General features: G+C 45.1%; 18 protein-coding genes. 9 read left to right on the top strand and 9 right to left on the bottom strand.

The genetic code is table 11. The features are described from left to right. Positions 1–68 precede the first annotated feature (68 nt). From LRR81_RS19845 to LRR81_RS19835, 3 genes are all read right to left on the bottom strand, one after another. Positions 69–368 (bottom strand): hypothetical protein, encoded by a 300-nt coding sequence (locus tag LRR81_RS19845; protein ID WP_231791156.1) that lies wholly within the window; start codon positions 366–368, stop codon positions 69–71. A gap of 220 nt (positions 369–588) precedes the next feature. Continuing rightward, positions 589–1617 carry an NADP-dependent oxidoreductase gene (locus tag LRR81_RS19840; protein WP_231791155.1) on the bottom strand — a complete coding sequence of 343 codons (1029 nt, stop codon included), beginning with the start codon at positions 1615–1617 and terminating at the stop codon, positions 589–591. Positions 1618–1709: 92 nt separating this feature from the next. After that, a complete protein-coding gene (locus LRR81_RS19835; RefSeq protein ID WP_231791154.1) occupies positions 1710–2579 on the bottom strand; it encodes an SDR family oxidoreductase in 870 nt (289 codons plus the stop codon). 144 nt (positions 2580–2723) lie between these two features. On the opposite strand from LRR81_RS19835, the gene LRR81_RS19830 reads away from it, so the two are divergent. Together LRR81_RS19830 and LRR81_RS19825 are read left to right on the top strand one after the other, a co-directional pair. Then, positions 2724–3830, top strand: coding sequence for a nitric oxide synthase oxygenase (locus tag LRR81_RS19830; RefSeq protein WP_231791153.1), 1107 nt, complete (start codon positions 2724–2726; stop codon positions 3828–3830). 565 nt (positions 3831–4395) lie between these two features. Next, on the top strand, positions 4396–6063 hold the full coding sequence (locus tag LRR81_RS19825; RefSeq protein ID WP_231791152.1) for a glycosyltransferase: 1668 nt from the start codon (positions 4396–4398) through the stop codon (positions 6061–6063). Between the two features lie 35 nt (positions 6064–6098). Here LRR81_RS19825 and LRR81_RS19820 read toward each other — a convergent pair whose 3' ends face one another. The 6 genes from LRR81_RS19820 to LRR81_RS19795 form a co-directional block, all read right to left on the bottom strand. Next, positions 6099–7394 (bottom strand): O-antigen ligase family protein, encoded by a 1296-nt coding sequence (locus tag LRR81_RS19820; RefSeq protein WP_231791151.1) that lies wholly within the window; start codon positions 7392–7394, stop codon positions 6099–6101. Positions 7395–7828: 434 nt separating this feature from the next. Beyond that, complete coding sequence (locus tag LRR81_RS19815) at positions 7829–8098, bottom strand: acylphosphatase (RefSeq protein WP_231791150.1); 270 nt, start codon at positions 8096–8098, stop codon at positions 7829–7831. A gap of 32 nt (positions 8099–8130) precedes the next feature. Next, positions 8131–8700 (bottom strand): thioredoxin family protein, encoded by a 570-nt coding sequence (locus tag LRR81_RS19810; protein WP_231791149.1) that lies wholly within the window; start codon positions 8698–8700, stop codon positions 8131–8133. A gap of 50 nt (positions 8701–8750) precedes the next feature. Next, positions 8751–10034 (bottom strand): MDR family MFS transporter, encoded by a 1284-nt coding sequence (locus tag LRR81_RS19805; RefSeq protein WP_231791148.1) that lies wholly within the window; start codon positions 10032–10034, stop codon positions 8751–8753. Between the two features lie 165 nt (positions 10035–10199). Further along, positions 10200–12026 carry a solute:sodium symporter family transporter gene (locus tag LRR81_RS19800; RefSeq protein ID WP_231791147.1) on the bottom strand — a complete coding sequence of 609 codons (1827 nt, stop codon included), beginning with the start codon at positions 12024–12026 and terminating at the stop codon, positions 10200–10202. 104 nt (positions 12027–12130) lie between these two features. Further along, on the bottom strand, positions 12131–12508 hold the full coding sequence (locus LRR81_RS19795) for a hypothetical protein (RefSeq protein ID WP_231791146.1): 378 nt from the start codon (positions 12506–12508) through the stop codon (positions 12131–12133). A 208-nt stretch (positions 12509–12716) separates the two neighbouring features. On the opposite strand from LRR81_RS19795, the gene LRR81_RS19790 reads away from it, so the two are divergent. The 7 genes from LRR81_RS19790 to treR all read left to right on the top strand — a co-directional run bounded on the left by LRR81_RS19790 (position 12717) and on the right by treR (position 19066). Then, on the top strand, positions 12717–13568 hold the full coding sequence (locus tag LRR81_RS19790) for a glycerophosphodiester phosphodiesterase (protein WP_231791145.1): 852 nt from the start codon (positions 12717–12719) through the stop codon (positions 13566–13568). A gap of 43 nt (positions 13569–13611) precedes the next feature. Continuing rightward, positions 13612–13980, top strand: a complete 369-nt coding sequence (locus LRR81_RS19785; protein ID WP_231791144.1) for a DnaJ family domain-containing protein — start codon at positions 13612–13614, stop codon at positions 13978–13980. A gap of 66 nt (positions 13981–14046) precedes the next feature. Continuing rightward, positions 14047–14688, top strand: coding sequence for a DUF429 domain-containing protein (locus LRR81_RS19780; RefSeq protein WP_231791143.1), 642 nt, complete (start codon positions 14047–14049; stop codon positions 14686–14688). Then, entirely contained in the window at positions 14688–14975 is a 288-nt protein-coding gene (locus tag LRR81_RS19775; RefSeq protein ID WP_231791142.1) for a hypothetical protein, read from the top strand. Before LRR81_RS19780 ends, LRR81_RS19775 begins: the two co-directional genes overlap by 1 nt. A gap of 192 nt (positions 14976–15167) precedes the next feature. Then, a complete protein-coding gene (gene treP / locus LRR81_RS19770) occupies positions 15168–16568 on the top strand; it encodes a PTS system trehalose-specific EIIBC component (RefSeq protein WP_231791141.1) in 1401 nt (466 codons plus the stop codon). A 69-nt stretch (positions 16569–16637) separates the two neighbouring features. Beyond that, positions 16638–18320 carry an alpha,alpha-phosphotrehalase gene (gene treC / locus LRR81_RS19765; protein WP_231791140.1) on the top strand — a complete coding sequence of 561 codons (1683 nt, stop codon included), beginning with the start codon at positions 16638–16640 and terminating at the stop codon, positions 18318–18320. A gap of 26 nt (positions 18321–18346) precedes the next feature. Then, positions 18347–19066, top strand: coding sequence for a trehalose operon repressor (gene treR / locus LRR81_RS19760; protein WP_231791139.1), 720 nt, complete (start codon positions 18347–18349; stop codon positions 19064–19066). Positions 19067–19492 lie beyond the last annotated feature (426 nt).

Raw genomic sequence — 19492 nt, 5'->3', positions numbered from 1 at the left:
GGGAGTTTCTTTTTTTAGATCAGAAAAGGAAAAAAGACTCCCCAATAAATGGAAAGTCTTTCTGCTGCTTAGTCTTCTACACCATCAACGAAGTTCTTATCCCAGTTCTTATCGCCAAGATGTTCAATATCCTGAGTTGTTTTCTCCAGCATTTCGATTAAAAGATTTTTCATTTCGTTCACATGGCGGTAGAAATCTGCTTCTGCAGTTCCTTCCGGCTTGATTCCAGCAAGGGCGTTAACAGAAGTCAGCTTCCGGTGTTCCTCGCTTCTTCTGTCAAGCTCATCAAATGTGTGCTGAACAAACTTTAAAAGATCCTGATGCTCCGCTCCGATGCGTGTCTGCAATTCCTCAAGTTTCATGTTCATACTCTTTCCACTCCCAATGTGCTATTTCAATCTAATTTTATTGGATGTTTGTGCCGCCGTATAGTGAAATTCACAAAAATTTTCTTTAGTCATGATATCTACTGTATTCCCTATTTTTCTGTTTTTCATTACCAGAAAAAGCGGAGATATTGACTATTACAAAAAGAAGCATTAAAAAAAGCCAGCCTAAAAATCTTAGGGCTGGCTTTTTCTCTAGCAATTACAGCTGGGCATAAAGCGGTGATGCTACTTTTACAAGCTGCTTGCCTTTATTTTCACCTTTAAACAATCCAAGGAATGCATCCGGGATGGAGTCAAAGCCTTCTACGATTGTTTCTTCATATTTCAGCTTGCCTTCCTGAACCCATTGGCCAAGCTGTTTGGCGCCTTCCCCGAAGTGGCTGGCATAGTCGCTGACAACAAAGCCTTTCATTAAGGCGCTTGATTTAATCAATTTGGTCTGTACGCGCGGTCCGAGGTCTTCATCTTCTTTATTATAGGAAGAGATGGCGCCGCAGATCGGCACACGGGCAAATTTGTTCAGGATGCTGTAAACAGCGTCAGAAATTTCTCCGCCAACGTTGTCAAAATATACATCGACGCCATTCGGGCATGCTTTTTCAAGAGCTTCTGCTACATTTTCGGTTTTGTAATTAATGGTTTCATCAAAGCCCAGTTCATTTTTTAAATAGCTGATCTTTTCATCAGAGCCTGCGATTCCGACAACCCGCGCTCCTTTAATCTTGGCAATCTGGCCGACAATGGAGCCTACTGCACCGGCTGCTCCGGAAACAACGACTGTTTCGCCTTCTTTTGGCTGGCCGATATGGAGCAAGCCGAAATAAGCCGTCAAACCGGGCATGCCGAGAATGCCAAGCGCTGTAGTAACAGGTGCAATCGTTGGATCGATCTTCCGGATGTCTTTTTCAGAAGCAGCTGAATACTCCTGCCAGCCAAGCATTCCAACGACAACGTCGCCTCTTTCAAAGGAATCGGAATTCGACTGAACCACTTCGCCGACAACGCCGCCCTGAATCACTTCATTTAATGGGAAAGGCTCTACATAAGACTTCGTATCCTGCATTCTGCCTCTCATGTAAGGATCGACGGAAAGATAAAGCGTCCGCACGATCACCTGGCCCTGATCAGGCTTTGGCACATCTGTTTCGATAAATTTGAAGGTGCTGCTGTCAGGCATTCCTTTCGGCCTTTCAGCAAGCTGAATTTGTTTTTGAGAAGTAGGTTCCATTATTTTTGCCTCCTAGTTAAGCAGCTTAAGATAACTCTACCGTATCATCCTGCACAAAGGAGTTCAAAGAATATACTTTAAGCTGGAACATTTCACTCCTGATCCTTTTGAAAATCCTCCCGGTAATCTTCAAAATACTGTTCAAGAGAAGTTGCTGCTTTATTCATCAGCTTTTGAAAATCTTCTGCTATACCTTTTGCAAAGCCGTACTTTGTCAGCATGTGGAGCCTGGCTGCTATTTTTACAAAATCGGGGTCAGTGCCTTTCTGCCGCATATAGTGCTGAAATTCTTTGCTGGAAGGGCTGGCATATGTGATTTCGCGGCCCGTATAGGCGCTTAACAGCTTTGCTGCATCATAAAACGTCAGCGCTTCATTGCCGGTCAGTGTATAGCTTTTATTCCGATGCACGATCGGGTCATTTAAAACGAGAGCAGCAGCATCTGCCACATCCCTTACATCCACAAAACTGGTTTTTCCTTTGCCAGCCGGTACATAAATGCGGTTATTCTTTAGGATTTCATCAAGCAAAAATAGATTAAAATTCTGCATAAAATATCCTGCCCTGAGAAACGTATAAGAAATACCGCTTTTTTGAATCGCTTTCTCATTTTGATAATGAGGAAGAAAGGGCATATACTGCACGTCCTTTACAGACAGATACACAATGTGCCGAACGCCTTTATTCCGGCAGTTGTCCACAAACGCCTTAATCCATTCAGGACCGCAGGCATTTGGCGGATACATCAAAAATACCCTGTCTATCCCCTGCAGAGCTTTATCGAATGATGCGGGATCCATCAAATCAAAGGGCACATACTGGAACTGGCCGCCATACTCTGCCTTGGCTTTTCCCACATTTCTGACAGCGGCATGAAAGGCTGATCCCCGATCAAGGAGAGACAGTGCGACTTGATGACCGGCATTCCCAGTAAAGCCGGTCACAAGAATCTTCTTTCCCATTCCTCCGTCTCCTTTTTAAAAATGGTTTTTCTTTACCTTACCCGAAAATCAGAAAAACAGGGTCAGCAGATTCTCTTTGCGAAAAGAACTTGTATCCTCTATTGTAGAGGTAGCATCAAGAATGACGCGTATAGGAGGCACAAAGTGACGAATCAAGAATCAATTTTCCAGGAAGCAGCGGATTTTATTCAGACTTGCTTTAGCGAATTGGGGAAATCAGCCGGGCAGGCAGATATCAGGCTTCAGGAAATACATAGCGAAATCAAAAAAAGAGGCACCTACACCCATACATATGAAGAACTGGAGCATGGAGCCAAAATGGCGTGGCGCAACAGCAACAAATGCATCGGCCGTCTTTTCTGGAGCTCGATCACCGTTTTTGATGAAAGAAAAGAGAATGAAGCGGAAAAAGTAAAAGAGGCTTTGTTCCGCCATATCAGCTACGCAACCAACGGAGGCAAAATACGGCCCGCCATTACGATCTTCCGACCTGAAAACAGCTTCCGAATCTGGAATCATCAGCTCATCCGCTATGCCGGCTACGAAACCCCGCACGGCACAATCGGCGACCCGGCATCCATAGCCTTTACAAAAGCATGCCAGGAGCTTGGATGGAAAGGGAATGAGGGGAACTTTGACATTCTCCCGCTCGTTATCCAGCATAAAGAAGAAACACCAAAATGGTACAAAATCCCGGAAGACCTCATCCTGGAAGTGCCGATTCAGCATCCAGCACACCCTGAACTGGAAGAACTGAACGCCAAATGGTATGCGGTCCCGATCATTTCGGATATGAAGCTTGAAATCGGCGGCATCCGCTACAATGCAGCTCCCTTTAACGGCTGGTACATGGAAACAGAAATCGGAGCCAGAAACTTTGCAGACAGCAGCCGCTACAACCTGCTGCCGAAAACCGCTGAGCTGCTTGGCTACGACACATCCCGCAGCGCCAGCCTGTGGAAGGATAAAGCTCTCATCGACCTGAACGAAGCCGTCCTCCATTCTTACAAAAAAGCCGGCGTCAGCATAGTTGACCACCACACAGCAGCCTCCCAATTTCAGCTTTTTGAAGAAAAAGAAGCTGAAAGCGGCAGGAGCATCACCGGTGACTGGACATGGCTGATTCCGCCCATATCCCCAGCCTCCACCCATATTTTTCACAGCAAATATGACAACAGGATTGTAAAGCCGAACTTCTTTTATCAGGAAAAGGCTTATGGAGCGGAGCTGAAGAAGTGCCCTTTTCATTGAGGAGGGGGCTTTTTTTTGTAGAGGGGATCCTAAAGGGGGGAGTCTCTGTCCCCCTATTTATCTAGTGACCTGGCCCCAACTGCGCTAAAGCAGAAGGGGACATAGACGGCAGCTTTAAAACCTTTGCCGCAGTAAGCTTTCTTATAAAGGGGACAGGTCTTTAATAAAGCATTGGAGAGGGGGACAGGAGCAGCTGTTTGATAACCTGGCCCCCGTTCCGTTAACGCAGCAGGGGACAGAGGCTCAGGGAGCAGAACCCGCGTCCAGCTTAGACTAAAGAAGATGGGGTCAGTCCTTTATTTGTGCACTGTACTGGGGGACAGACACCCCAGTACAAAGGGGACAGAGCCTCAGGATGAAGAGCCCATCTCCTGAACTAAGCTTAAATGTCATTGCGTCAGCCCTTTAATTCTGCGCTATACTAAGCTCCCCTTTACTTAAGTGGACAGAGGCTAATAATCCCCCGTACCCAAAAAAAAGCATGAACAGCTTGGCGACTATATATATATATTCTGAATTTATCTGTTTTCCTGAAAGAAGCGGGAAGAGACAAAGGAGAGATGACATGCCGTCAAGCTGGTATCATCCAATGCCGAATATTATTCAGCAGGTTATAGCGGATCATCCTGGTTCGATTCTGGATATTGGGGTCGGTTTTGGGAAGTATGGAGTGATGCTTAGGGAAGTATTTGATATTCCTTACTTAAGGTATGAGAAGGATCAGTGGGTTATTAAGCTGGATGGGGTGGAGGGGTTCAGGAAATACCAGAACCCGATTCATGATTATGTGTACAATGAGGTTTTTTACGGCGATATCCGGACCATTGTCCATACGCTGCCGCAAAATTACGATACAATTCTGCTGATTGATGTGCTGGAGCATTTTGAGAAGGAAGAAGGGAAGCAGCTGCTGCGGGATTTGCTGAAGAAGACGAATAAGTCGCTGATCTTATCAACGCCGCTGAATCCTGATGTGCAGCTGGAGTATTTGGGGAATACGCTTGAGGCGCATAAAAGCCGGTGGACGATTGTGGATTTTGCCGATTTTGATTACTTGTATCAGTTTATGAGCGTCGGGGACAATGGAGCAAATCTGTTTAAGCTGTTTCCGCCTCAGGAGGCAGAAGGTGCTGCGAGTGCTCCTCCTGCAGTGATTGAGACTGTGCCGGAGCGGGAAAAGCTGAAGATCGGCTATTTGCTGCCGCATTTGAATTTGACGGGCGGTTTGAAGATGCTGCTTCATCAGATGAAGGAGCTCAGGGCGAAGGGGCATGAGGTATACGCCTTTATAAAGGGCGCTGAAGGAGATAATGTGGTTCCGAACTGGTTTGATCTGGAGGTGACCAAAGGGATCGTAGTGCCGGCTCATGAGCCGTTTTCAAATTATACGCATGAGTGTGATGTGCTTGTGGCAGGCTGGATTTATCAGCTGGAGGAGCTGAAGCAATGCAAGGAGCCTGTTTTTTATTGGGAGCAGGGTCATGAGTATCTTTTTGGAGATATTCCGAATCTGCATGAAGGGATGAATTTGAGAAATTACTTAAATGTTTGCTACAAGTCAGGGGTGCCTGTTGCAAGTGTATCCAGTTATGTGGCAAAGGTGCTGAAGGCTAAGTACCAGCTTGATACAAAGGTGATTCCAAACGGGATTGATCCGGATTTCTTCTATCCTGAAGAAAATAAGGTGTTTGAGAAAACGGAGTTCAACATTTTGCTTGTTGGAAATCCGAGTTTGACGTTCAAGGGCTTTGATGATGCTTTGATGGCGCTGACGCATATATGGAACAGGGGATACCGGTTTACGCTGACTTGGATCTGCCAGTTCCAGCCGGGGTACAGGTGGTATCCTTTTCCGATTCACTTTGTTGTGCATCCTTTGCAGCCGGCATTGGCGGAGCATTTCCGGAAAAGTGATCTGCTGATTTTTCCTTCGTATTATGAAGGGTTTGGCATGCCTCCGCTTGAAGCGATGGCGTCAGGTGTTCCGGTAGTGGCTACAAAGTGCGGCGGCATTGCCGATTTTGCAGTGAATGGCTACAATTCGCTTCTGGTCGAGCCGCGGGATATTTTGCCGATGACAGATAGCATTGCAAAGCTCTTGGATGATCCTGAGCTCAGGCGGACATTCTCTGCCGCCGGTCGGGAAACGGCGCTGAGATTCAGTTATAAGGGTGTCATTGAAAAGCTTGAGGATTATATGTATGAGCTCGCTGCTCAAAAAAGCAAAGAATAAAAAAGCTGGCCCCGTTATCAGGGCCAGCTTTGCTCTTATAATTTTGTCTTATTTTTGTGTGTTTTTGACATGTGCTGCGGCTTGCCTGTCCAGAAGCTAACCCATAGAAGAGCACGCTTTAAGTGAAGGACAGATTTTTCCACAAACGGAACAGTTGCTGTGTACTTATCAAAGCTTGCCAGCAGAATAATGGTTAGCAGGGCAGTCTGCGGCGAGACGAGAGGGTGGTCGAAGATTCCCGTCAAAAGAAGCACCGGCAGTGACAGCAGGAAAAAGTTCAGAAGCTTTTTCCGCTTGGCTTTTAAAAAGTACATGCAGCAGAATTTATACATTACGGACAGAGCAAGAAGCAGGAAGGCAAGCCCACCGATTGTCCCGTATTCCGCAAAGAAAGCAAGCACGATGTTATGTGCATGCGGAACAGCTCTTGCAAAGTGCGCGTATGCGTCAGCAAATCCGATCGGCGTTGTTCCGAAGAAGGGGTGATCCTGCCAGATGCGGATACTGTTTTCCCATATTTCCTTCCTCATAAAGGTGGATTGGCTGATTGCGTCATTTCTAGGAATCAGCATCAGGATCTGGTCTTTAATAAGGAAGAGAGCAGCGATGGAAGTAAGCCCGATTTTTGGGTAGCTTTTAATAACGAAAAACAAACCGAGAATAAACATGGCTGCCACACCTGAACGGGAGCCCGTCTCAAAAATGCCGATCGTATTGATCAGTAAAAGAGGCAGGTAAAATTTTTGCCACCCTTTATCGCCTTTTTTCATTTTTTCCATAATGCTTGAGAGGACAAAGGTGAATGTCATCAGCAGAAGGAAGGCAGTGAAATTCGGATTATAGGCGCTGCCGAATAATCTCGGATCGTCAGTGCCGGGAGGGCCTCCGATAAACTGCGTGCCTGTCAGATACCCGATCCATTCGCTTTTTCCGTAAAATCCCGGGAATAGGGTGCCTGAAAGGAATAAATAAAATCCGCCTGCTATCATGACATACTTATACCGTTTGATGCTGGCAAAGTTTGTGATGTCTTTGATGTACAGGTAAAGCCCTAAATATCCGGCAATCAGTGCGACGATCAGCAGGTATTTTCCGTTGTGCTGGGATATGCTTGCGCCTATGCTCGAAATCAGCAAACAAATAAAGAAAAACGTTGTTGTGTTAAAGTGAAGCGGTACCCGGTTGTAAACCACTTTATTCAGATGCCGCCACCCGATGACAGTCAGCCAAAGGATGCCGAGCGGAGGAAGCATAAAGCACAGCATAATGCCGATTTCCATGTGATATTTGGTAATAAGTTCTTTGTTAATCAAGGATTTAAGTTTTGTCATAATTCTCCCTTTTCCTTACCTTTCATCGATTCCGGGTAATGATGAAGAATTTTAGTTTTAATCCTGACTCTAAATATATTTTGTTTGTCAGGTCAGTAAAAGCCCTTAAGAGAAGTTTTAATAAAATAGACACAAAAACAAAATGGACTTTTAATCATTTTGTAAAATGCCCGCCAAAAAAAATACACTTACATAATTTACTGCGTTTTTCGGCATGCGTCAAATTTATTTTGCATTACTTGCTGTTATTCCGTATCCCTGCACCTTAATATACCCATTCGAAATAGGCTATAAACTTACGAGGGGCAAGAGAACGGAAGAAAGCCTGTCCTAGAGTATATTACCATATTTTAGAATTGATGACATCTGGCTGCATGACTAGTCCTAAATCCCCTAAGAACAAAAAAAATCCGGCATTTCGCCGGATTTTTCCCTCAATAGACAATATCAAATGAGGAATATTCTTTAAGGGTTTCCTTTTCAGCTGTTTCAAGCGAGTCCACGTGTGAAAAAGGACTCCCTTTGCGGATTTCTTCTGTAAACAGCTCCAGGTCTTTTTCTGAGCCTTCTGCTTCAATTTCAACATTTCCGTCCTGCAGGTTCTTTACCCAGCCTTTGATGTTCTGCTGTGCGGCTTTCGTCTGCACAAAGTATCTGAAACCGACTCCCTGAACGCGTCCTTTTACGAGAATATGCTTATGCATGGGCATATGCCTCCTTCTCTTTGGGGCTTGTCCTATTGCTGAACTCTGTTTTTCAAGCTTTCCATGAGGCTGTCTTTTACAGCATCCCAGATGCTTTGATCTGTTGTAAAGCGTGAGGAAATTTCTCCGGCAAATTGTTTGAAGGCTGCCTCAAATTCCGGGGATTCTTTTGGAGGGAGATTTTTCTTCATCTCTCCGACGATGGCTTCTACCTGCTGTGCGCGCGGTCCCCATTTGGCAATTTCATCCCCTTGCTGGTTGAAAAAGACGATAATCGGGATGGATCTTGCCCTGCCGTTTGTTAAATATTGATCCATCAGCTCAAGATTTTCATCCCTGATCAGGTAGCGGGCTTCGAGGCAGGATTCCTGTGCCATACGCATGAAAATCGGCAAATTGACCATCGCGTCACCGCACCAGTCTGCGGTCAGTACAACAGCCCTCAGGCCTTCCGATTGCAGGGTCTGCAGATAAACCCTTTCGTCCTCCTCAAGGTAGAATGAATTGTACACAACAAGAAGATTTTCCTTGTGCTGCTCCATCGACCTGATATATTCCTCCTGCGTTAACCCCTTTGCAAACCACTTTTCCAGCTCAGCCATTTTAAAGCCTCCCATCATTTTCTTATATTATAATCGAAACATCCCTCAGACTACCCGTGCATTGACTTGTAACGGGCAGTTTCATACTTTTTGAACATAATGTAGTAAAGAAACGCGCTTCCAAGAGCAAGCAGGCCAAGCAGAGCAAAGGTTGTCTGGTAGCCAAACCAAACTGTAAAAGGAATGGAGATCGGAGCAAGCGTCCTGCTGAATGTAAACCGCAGGCTTGAAGCGGCAAAATACTGCCCGCGCATTTTTTCCGGCGCCAGTCTTGAAATAAAGCTTTGCTGAAGGCCTGCAGTCATAAGCTCGGCAAACGTAAAAACAGCCATTGCAGCTGCCATTCCCCAAAGAGAGTTTACGCTGCCGTACCAGAAGATCGCTCCCCCATAAAGAATGGAAGACAGCATGAATACACGCTGTTCGCGGAATTTGTTCATCCACCTTGTAACGGCAATTGTAAAAATAGCAACAAGAAGCCCGTTTTCAGACAGGATAATCCCGTAAGCCTGCTCGCCGTTCACCTTTGAAGTGAAATCCCCAAACGTGAAAAAGGTTTGGGTGCCGAATACTTCTTTCGTGTAAACCGGGATCAAGAGGTCAAGCTGCATAAATGTCTGCCCGGCAAGAATACCAGCGAGAATATAAAGGAGGAAGGGCGTATCCTTGAAAATAACGCCATAATCCTTAATTTGTGCAGCCAGAAAATGAAACCATTTTTCCTTTTTCTCTGTTTGCATCGTCCTTTTTGCCAGAACAGCCGGAGAGGTTTCCCGTGTCCATTTATAAAGAACAAAAGAGAGCAGAAGGCAGACAGCTGTTGCGGCAAGGAGCAGCTGGAACCGGTAATGTACATAAAAAATGCCTCCCAATATCGGCCCGATCACGACAGCAATATTAAGTGAGGTATAAAAGATCGCAAACACATCGCTTCTGTCTTTTTCTTCGACCACATCAGCCACCATCGCCTGGCTGGCAGGCCAGTAAAGTGCACCGAACACTCCGACAACAGCGAAGGCGATAAAAGCAAGAACAGGCAAATCAAACCATGGCGAGCTTGCCATCGCAAAGGTAAAAAAGGCAATGCCCTGTCCGCAGGAAGAGAGCACCATCATTTTCTTTCTGCCGATCCGGTCGGCACTGTAGCCGCCAAGCAGGTTGGCCATTACAGAGAAAAGCTGTGATACAATAAGCAGCAGCCCTGCCAGTTCTTTTCCAAACTCCTCTGAAAAATAAATGGCTAAAAAAGGGAAGAACATCCAGTATGTTATGTTCATCAATGATTCGCCCATAAGGCGAACTTTTAAATTGCTGTCCCAGTCTCTAATTCTCATGTCTAATCCCCCGTTTTTTCCATAACAATCCCATCATAACTGGGCGGAAGAGGGGTGGCAAGCATAAGATTCAAAAAGCGGAAGCCGGTCGCTCACTCCCTGTATGAGCTGAAGAAGGAGAGCACCTTATAATATAGAAAAAACCCGGGAATCCCGGGTTTTTTTCTAATCAAACTTATACTTAATATAGGATGGCTGCATATCAGACAGCCTGTGCTTTCTGCCCTTAACGCGATCAATATTTAACTCTTGTCGTTTCAGGTAGTTCTTATATTTCTTATTCCAATGCCTGATTGACAGGTAGATAAGAATAGCAGCCATAAGAGCTGTCAAACCGACGCCTGGCCAGAAATACGGCGAGACTGCTGCCCTTTCGTAAGCCAGTCCAACTGGGGAAAAGACTAGATAAGTCATCGCAACAAGTGCCAGCAAAACAATGGAGGCTGGAAGGGCAAGCTTCCATGGCACCATATCTACATTTGATTGAGACTTAAACTCAAAAGGTTCTGTCTTTGGTTTAAAATAACCGAATGCGAGCATCATGACCATTTCAATCACGAACAAAATGGCATAAACATAGATGAAATTAATGTCCCACTTTACACTGAACAGCTGATCAGTGCCCCAGATGATCATATAGTAAGCAGGAATGTGGAAGAAGATAGCCGCTTTGCAGGCAATGGCGGGCACCCGTTTTGTCAAAACTCCTGCGAGCAGAATCGCAATGATCGGGACATTGAAAAACCCGGTGAATTTCCTGATTAAATCCCAAAGGCCGTCCTGTGCGTACATAAGAAGCGGCGCCACAAAAAGGGTAATAAGCGCCAAGGCGGTACCGAACCACTGACTGATCATAATCACTTTTTTATCATCAGCATTTGGATTTATTTTTGCTTTGTAAATATCAAGAGCGAACATCGTGGCCGCGCTGTTCAGCAGGGAGTTAAAGGAGCTGAAAACCGCACCAAGCAAAACAGCCAGGAATAAGCCGGAAAGATAAATAGGCAGGACATTTGAAATCAACGTCGGATAGGCTAAATCCACGGATTTTAGGGAATCGCCGTATTGGTGAAAAGCGATAACACCGGGGATCATCATGAACATGGGAATGAGCAGCTTATAAAAGCCCGATATAATGACCCCTTTTTGCCCTTCAGCCAAGTTTTTGGCTCCAAGCGTGCGCTGGATCACATATTGGTTTGAGGCCCAATAAAACAAATTGGCTATTAGCATGCCGGTGAAAATTGTCCCAAATGGAACGGAATCCGTGTTCGTGCCGATTGCGTTCAGCTTTTCAGGATGAACAGTTGTAAGCTCGGTTACTCCGCCAAGAAAGCTTCCGTTGCCAAGAGCAATCAGCGCAAGAATCGGAACAAGGGCTCCAATAATCAAAAGGCCGATACCGTTTAGCGTATCCGAAATCGCTACTGCTTTTAATCCTCCGAAAATGGCATAAATGGCGCCAATAATGCCGACTACCCAGACAACAAGCCAGATCGACTGTTCATAGCTGATGCCAAGCAGGCTTGGTACATCGAACATTTGCAGGACGGCAATGGCCCCTGAATAGAGCATAGAAGGACTTGTCACGAAAATATATCCGAGCATAAACAGGAGAACGATGTAAAAACGGACGCTTTGATCAAAACGTTTGCTTAAGAATTCCGGAAGGGTTGTAAAATTTCCGCCAAGATATTTTGGCAATAAATATAAGGCCATGATAATGATGGGGAGAGCGGCTGTGACCTCCCATGCCATATTGGAGAGGTTGGTTCTGTAAGCTTGTCCATTCAGCCCGACAAGCTGTTCAGCAGAAAGGTTGGTCAATAGGAGAGAGCCGGCAATAAAAGTCCCGTTCAAACCGCGGCCGGCAAGAAAATAACCGTTCGAATCATTTACGCTGTCTTTCGATTTTTTATAAGAAATAAAAGCCACCAGTCCCATAAAAAAGGCACAGGACAGCAGGGTAAACCAGATGTTTGCTTCATTCATCGCAAAGTTCCTTTCTATGCTGAAATAATATTCTAGTAATCCTTCTTTAACCGAATTACGGCAGATTAAAACCTGTGAAATAAAAAAACTCCTGAAGCCAGGAGTCATTTTTCTTTCACCGTCACTACTTTGCTGATTTTCCTCACAGTGCACTCATTCAGCGCATCCTTTTCCAAAAGGCCGAGCTTGACGGCTGCTTCTATTTTCTCTTTATCCGGTTTCTTTATCGTAAGAATGCAATCACTTAAATTTTCTTCCTCAAGTCTTGCCACAGCTTTTTCTTCTTCATAGCATTCTGTCACCCGGATGATTCTCTGCACTTGATAAGGTCCTGCCTGTAAGGCCCCTTTTTCATTGGCTCCTGCCTCAGAATCAAAGTAATCATTCCACTCTTTTTTCAGCTTCTTCAGCTCGTCTTCAGCCTTTTTCGCCTCTTTTGAAAGCGTAAAAAAACGGGCAGCCATTTCCTCCAGCATGTCCATGCACTGATTCCTCCTTAAAAGCAGCAAATGTATTGCATTCTATGCGGCGTGGAGGCTGAATATACGGATGAACAGGCATAGGGTGTCCAGCATATTCATAAACTGTAAAGGCTTCAGGGGAAACTCTTAATAAATCTTCATGTCCCATTTATCCTCAATTAAAATACACTGGCTATGATGAAAGAAAAACAGCAAGGAGAGGTTCGTTTTGTACCGGTATATTTTCTTGGTTCTAGCAGCCAGTGTCTTTTTATGGGGTATAAATGAGGCAAGGGGCACGAGCTCCAAATATACGCAAGGGGAGGAAAAGGAACTGCTGACGATTGCGCACAGGGGAGCATCCGGTTATGCACCCGAAAATACCTTTGCCTCATTTGACAAAGCCATTAGAATGAAAGCAGGCTATATAGAGTTCGATATCCAGCGCTCAAGAGACGGGAAGCTGGTTGTCATCCATGATCCTTCTGTAGACCGAACCACGAACGGGAGAGGCCCTGTTTCAGGAAAGAGTTTAAAAGAACTGCAGGAGCTTGATGCAGGCAGCTGGTTTTCCGAAGAATTTTCAAATGAAAAGATTCCTTCCTTTGAGGAGCTTCTGAATCGGTATGCTGGCAAGGTGAACCTCTTGATTGAGCTGAAAAATCCGGCGGTTTATCCAGGCATTGAAGAAGAAACGGCGGATATGCTGAAGAAATATCACCTAGACCGGCAGCCAAAGGATGCGGTGATCGTGCAATCCTTTGATAAGAGATCTGTTAAAAACTTTCATAAAATCATGCCTTCTGTTTCCACAGGTGTATTGGTTAAATTCAGGCCGCTCGGCATACCAGGCTGGCAGCTGAAGGAAATCGCCCGCTATGCTGACTTTGTCAATCCGAACAAAGGACTGATGAATGAACAGCTGGTCAAGCAAATTCACCGCCTTGGTATGAAAACCATTCCCTATACAGCAAATGACAGGGAAACAGTCAGTTACCTGCAAAGCATCGGCGTGGATGGAATGATCTCAAATTATCCGGATTATATCCTGGAGCTTTCCAATAAACGGAATGAGAAGTGAAGCATGCTATAATGGAAGAAAGCTGATTAAAGGAGGCAGACAGATGGATTTTTCCTACATTGTCTCAGAGGATCGAATTAGAAAGGCCATAAAAGAGGGCGAGTTTGATAATTTGCCTGGTGCCGGCAAGCCGCTTCCACAGGATGAACTGGAAAGCGTTCCGGAAAATCTTCGCATGGCTTACCGGATGATGAAAAATGCAGGCATGCAGTCAGATGAGCCCGCATTGAAAAAAGAAATGATGAGCATAAGAGATTTGCTTAAAATATGTACAGGCGAGGAAAGGGATAACCTGGAGAGGAAGCTGGTTGAAAAAGAGCATCAGCTGGAAAAGCTTTTTCAAAAACGGAATACCTTTCATTCTTCCCCTTCTGCCTTTTATAAGGAGCAAGTGTATAAAAAGCTGAAATAGGTCATTTCCTGGGGAATAGTGTCAAACAAATGTTTCCCGTGAAACAAAGGCTGGGAGAGAACAGGCTTGATAATTATTGGTGTAGATTTATCAGGGCCAGCTAATCACAAAGATACTGCGGCAGCCCTTTTTAAAATGAAAGATGATTATTTGGAGTGCCTTCAGCTGGAGGAAGGGTTATCGGACAAGAATCTTCTCGACATCATCAGCAGCATCAGGGAACCAGCAGTCCTTGCCATCGATGCGCCGCTCTCCTATCAGGACGGCGGCGGGGACAGATCTGCTGATGCACAGTTCCGGAAATTCATCAGCAGCATCGGAATGCACCACGGATCCATCATGGCGCCGACCATGACGAAAATGGTTTACCTTACACTGCGAGGCATTGCGCTCACAAGAATGATTGAACAGCTGAACCTGCCGATACAGATTGTGGAGGTTCATCCTGGAGCCGCTATGTATGCAAGGCTTCAGCCTGATGATAAAAAGTACGGGCTATCTTATAAAAAAGACGAGCAGGCAGCCCGCTTTCTTTTAAACTGGCTGCAGCGGGAAAAGCTTATGAATATTCCGTGGCGGGATGAAGTTTCAAGCCATGCTATTGATGCCTGCGGAGCAGCGCTTGCCGGCTGGAATCTGGTGAAGGAAACCCCTTTGCTGTTCATTCCGAAAAGCCTTCCGCATCATCCATATGATTTTTGCTGCTGATGCAGTCTCTGAAAAGGGGCTGTTTTTTTGTTGAATTGCGCTTAAAACTTGGCGAATTTACAATAAATAATCATTTTTTTCCATTATTGGTTCTTTTTAAAGAGAAGAGAGAAAAAAGTGCTGTCCACGCAGGGGAAATACCCCTTTTATATGCGGGTTTCGGGTTTTTATTTGCAGCTTTTCGAATTTTATATGCAGGTTTTGGAAATTTACATGCGGGTTTTGAAATTTTATTTGCAGGTTCAGCTGCTTATATGCAGCTTGAAAAGATTCCTTGCAGAATTTGAATGTTATAAGCGGCTTCCCAAAATCACCCTCTAAATTTTTATATAAAAACGCTTGCAAACTTGTATAGACATGTGTACTATAATAACCATACATGTATAGACAAGTTTATTTTTGAAAGCGGTTTAGGCATAAAGCGTTTCTGATTCATTAATGCTACAGCTAGATGAAAACGATATCAGGAGGGAAGAATTGTGAGCCAATATAGAGATGCAGCGCGCGAAATAGTCGAGGCGATCGGCGGCAAAGAAAATGTTTCTGCTGCCACACACTGTGTAACACGGCTTCGCTTTGCACTTATAGATGAAGGAAAAGTCGATAAAGAAAAACTGGAGAACATTGACCTTGTGAAAGGATCCTTTTCAACTAACGGCCAGTTCCAGGTTGTAATCGGCCAGGGAACAGTCAACAAGGTTTACAATGAAATGGCAGCTGAAACAGGAATTGGCGAGGCTTCAAAAGAGGACGTGAAAAAGGCGTCTGAAGCGCATTTGAATCCATTGCAAAAAGCGATCAAAATGCTTGCGGATATTTTTATTCCAATCCTGCCGGCTATCGTAACAGCCGGTCTCTTGATGGGGATTAACAACCTTTTAACAGGGCCGGGAATCTTTTTTGCAAAGCCGCTGATTGAGGTTTATCCTCAATGGGCTGACCTATCCGGAATTATTAACCTTATCGCGAATACAGCCTTTACCTTCCTGCCCGGCTTAATCGGCTGGTCAGCGGTCAAGCGGTTTGGCGGAAGCCCGCTGCTTGGGATTGTTCTTGGATTGATGCTGGTTCACCCGGAATTGCTCAGTGCATGGGATATCGGGAAAACGAAGCCTGATACATGGAACATTTTTGGATTGACTGTACAAAAAGTAGGCTACCAGGGACAGGTATTGCCGATCCTTGCTGCTTCCTATTTGCTTGCTAAAATTGAAGTATTTTTAACAAAGAGAATCCCGGATGCGATCCAAATGCTGATCGTGCCGCCGGTAACTCTTCTTATAACAGGATTTGCAGCCTTTATCGTCATTGGACCTATTACATTTGCGATCAGCAACGTCCTGACAGGCGGTGTGATCTGGCTGTTCACTCACTTTGCAGCTCTTGGCGGCTTAATTTATGGAGGACTTTACGGCGTTCTTGTTATTACAGGAATGCACCATACGTTCCTTGCGGTTGACCTGCAGCTTGCGGCAAAAGGCGGCACCTTCCTCTGGCCGATGCTTGCTCTTTCAAACATTGCACAGGGCTCTGCCAGCCTTGCAATGATGCTTGTGGCGAAGGATGAAAAACAAAAAGGCCTTGCTTTAACATCAGCTATTTCTGCCTACCTTGGCGTGACAGAGCCGGCGATGTTCGGTGTGAATCTGCGTTACCGCTTCCCATTCATCGCGGCGATTATCAGTTCTGCGATTGCAGGTCTTGTCATCAGCGTTCAGGGCGTTAAAGCATTCTCTATCGGTGTCGGCGGAATTCCTGGCTTCCTGTCCATAGACAGCCATTACTGGCCTGCTTTCTTCATGGGAATGGCCATCGTACTCGTTGTGCCATTTGTGTTAACGTATATACTGGCGAAAACAAGACGCGAAAAAACGGTTTAATAGCAATGCAAAAGGGACAAGTGATTGTCCCCTTTGCTGTTCTTCTAATACTTTAATGGTGGTGCTCATATGGAAACGCAATGGTGGAAAAAATCTGCAGTTTATCAGATTTACCCGAAAAGCTTCAATGATACAACTGGTAACGGGACCGGGGACATTCAGGGGATCATTGAAAAGCTCGATTATATTAAAGAGCTTGGGATTGATGTCATTTGGCTGACTCCGATTTATGATTCTCCGCAAAAGGATAACGGCTATGATATCTGTGACTATTACAGCATTTATGAGCCTTATGGAACAATGGAGGATTTTGACCGGCTGCTTGATGAAGCTCATAAGCGAGGGTTGAAGCTGATCATGGACCTTGTTGTCAACCATACATCAACAGAGCATAAGTGGTTCAAAGAATCCGCATCTTCCAAAGACAATCCGTACAGGGATTATTACATCTGGAAAGAGCCTGGCGCTAACGGAGAGCCGTCCAACTGGATCTCGAAATTCGGAGGCAGCGCCTGGAAGCTTGATGAAAAAACAGGCGAATATTATCTTCATCTGTTTGACGTGACACAGGCAGACTTGAATTGGGAAAACGAATCTGTCCGAAACAGCGTGTATGAGATGATGCACTACTGGTTTAAAAAAGGGGTGGACGGCTTTCGCCTTGATGTAATCAATTTAATTTCAAAAGATCAGGATTTCCCTGATGATGACGGGTCCATTGCGCCTGGCGACGGAAGAAAATTTTATACAGACGGTCCGAGGGTTCATGAATACCTGCAGGAAATGAACAAAGAGGTTTTCGCGAAGTATGATGCGATGACTGTTGGAGAGATGTCTTCCACAACAATTGACAACTGCATTAAATACTCAAACCCTGATCGGAACGAGCTGAGCATGACGTTCAATTTTCATCACCTGAAGGTTGACTATCCAAATGGGGACAAGTGGACGCTGGCTGACTTTGATTTTCTGGCTTTAAAGCAAATTCTTTCTGTGTGGCAAAAAGAAATGAATAAAGGCGGCGGCTGGAATGCCTTGTTCTGGTGCAACCATGATCAGCCAAGAATTGTTTCGCGTTACGGTGATGACGGAAAATATCATAAACAATCAGCGAAAATGCTTGCCACAGTGATTCACATGATGCAGGGAACGCCTTATATTTACCAGGGCGAGGAATTTGGCATGACGAATCCCAAATTCGACCGCATTCAGGATTACCGGGATGTCGAGTCTCTGAATATGCACAAGATTCTCCTGCAGGCAGGGAAAAGCGAGGAAGAGATCCTGGAAATCCTGAAAAACCGCTCCCGCGATAATTCTAGAACACCTGTCCAGTGGGACAGCACAGAGAATGCAGGGTTTACGAAAGGAACGCCATGGATTTTAGCTGCAGCAAACTATCCAACTATTAACGCTGAGGCCGCTCTTCAGGATCAGGAATCTATTTTTTATCATTACAAAAAACTGATTTCTATTAGAAAAGAACTGGATCTTGTCACAACAGGCAGCTACCAGCTTCTTGCCGGAGAACATCCGGAAGTGTTCGCTTATACAAGACAGGGACAATATGAAAAACTTCTTGTAATCAGCAACTTTTATGGCAATGAAACGGTGTTCCAAGTTCCATATGAGGCTGCAGTTGAAGGGCATCAATCTGGAATACTGCTGTCAAACTACAGCGATTCTCAGGAATTGGCCAATGAAATCAAGCTTCGTCCCTATGAATCGATCGTTTATCACCTTGAAAAATAATGCTACAATCTTAGCAGGTGATGAACATGACAACAAAAAAATATTTATCTGTTTATGAAAAAATTGCAGCGGAAATAAAAGAGGGGAGCATTGCTCCAAGAGAAACGCTTCCCTCTGAGCACGACCTTGCCGAACGCTTTGAAACATCGAGAGAAACGGTCCGCAAAGCCCTCAATCTCCTGTCGCAAAACGGCCTGATTCAAAAGGTGAAAGGGAAGGGATCCATTGTTCTTGAAACCCAAAAACTTAACTTCCCTGTATCTGGACTCATCAGCTTCAAAGAACTGTCAGGCGCAATGAGAAACCCGTCCAAAACCATCGTCTATCAATTCGGACTGATGAAGCCCGATGGCATGCTTCTTGAAAAAATGAAGGCAGAACCATCAGATGAGATTTGGAAGGTAGTCCGGGCCAGGGAAATTGAAGGCGAACGGATCATCCTGGACAAAGATTATCTGAACAAAAAATACGTACCATTCCTATCCAAAACAATCTGCGAAAACAGCATCTTTGAATACATCGAAAACGAACTGCAGCTGAACATCAGCTATGCAAGAAAAGAAATCGTCGTTGAGGAATGCACGGAAGAAGATAATGAATACCTGGACATCAACGGCTTCCAGCACATCGTTGTTGTCCGCAACTACATCTTCCTTGACGACACAAGCCTGTTTCAATACACCGAATCAAGGCACCGTCTCGATAAATTCCGTTTCGTGGATTTTGCCAGAAGAGCGCATGTATAAGGCGGGGGACCGAACCTGTTTTTGGGTTCGGTTTTTTTGTGCTTTGAAACTTGCAATTTGGAGTTGAGGATGTTGGGACGGCTCTTATTGAAGGGCTGAGGACCAGAAAACCGGCCCTTTGTTAATAAAAGGCCGGTTTTTATAGGTCGCCGATATATACGGCATTTCGCCGATATAATGTATCCATCCGCCGATATAAAGGAAAAGTCGCTTATATCAGTGGAGGAACCGCCGATATACGCGCTGCATCCGCCGATAAGAAGATCTTATTGAATGAAAAGCCGTGCTGAGGGCTGAAAAATTTAGTGAATCTGCTTAGTAAAAGGCGAATGCAATCAAACAAATGCCAGGTCGCCGATATATTTGGCATTTCGCCGATATACCGGGCTGATCCGCCGATATAATGTATCCATCCGCCGATAAAAA

Source organism: Metabacillus kandeliae (genome assembly GCF_021166585.1).
Lineage (GTDB): Bacteria > Bacillota > Bacilli > Bacillales > Bacillaceae > Metabacillus_B > Metabacillus_B kandeliae.
The sequence above is the reverse complement of the archived record's forward strand: the minus strand, read 5'-3'. Positions and strand labels throughout refer to the sequence as shown.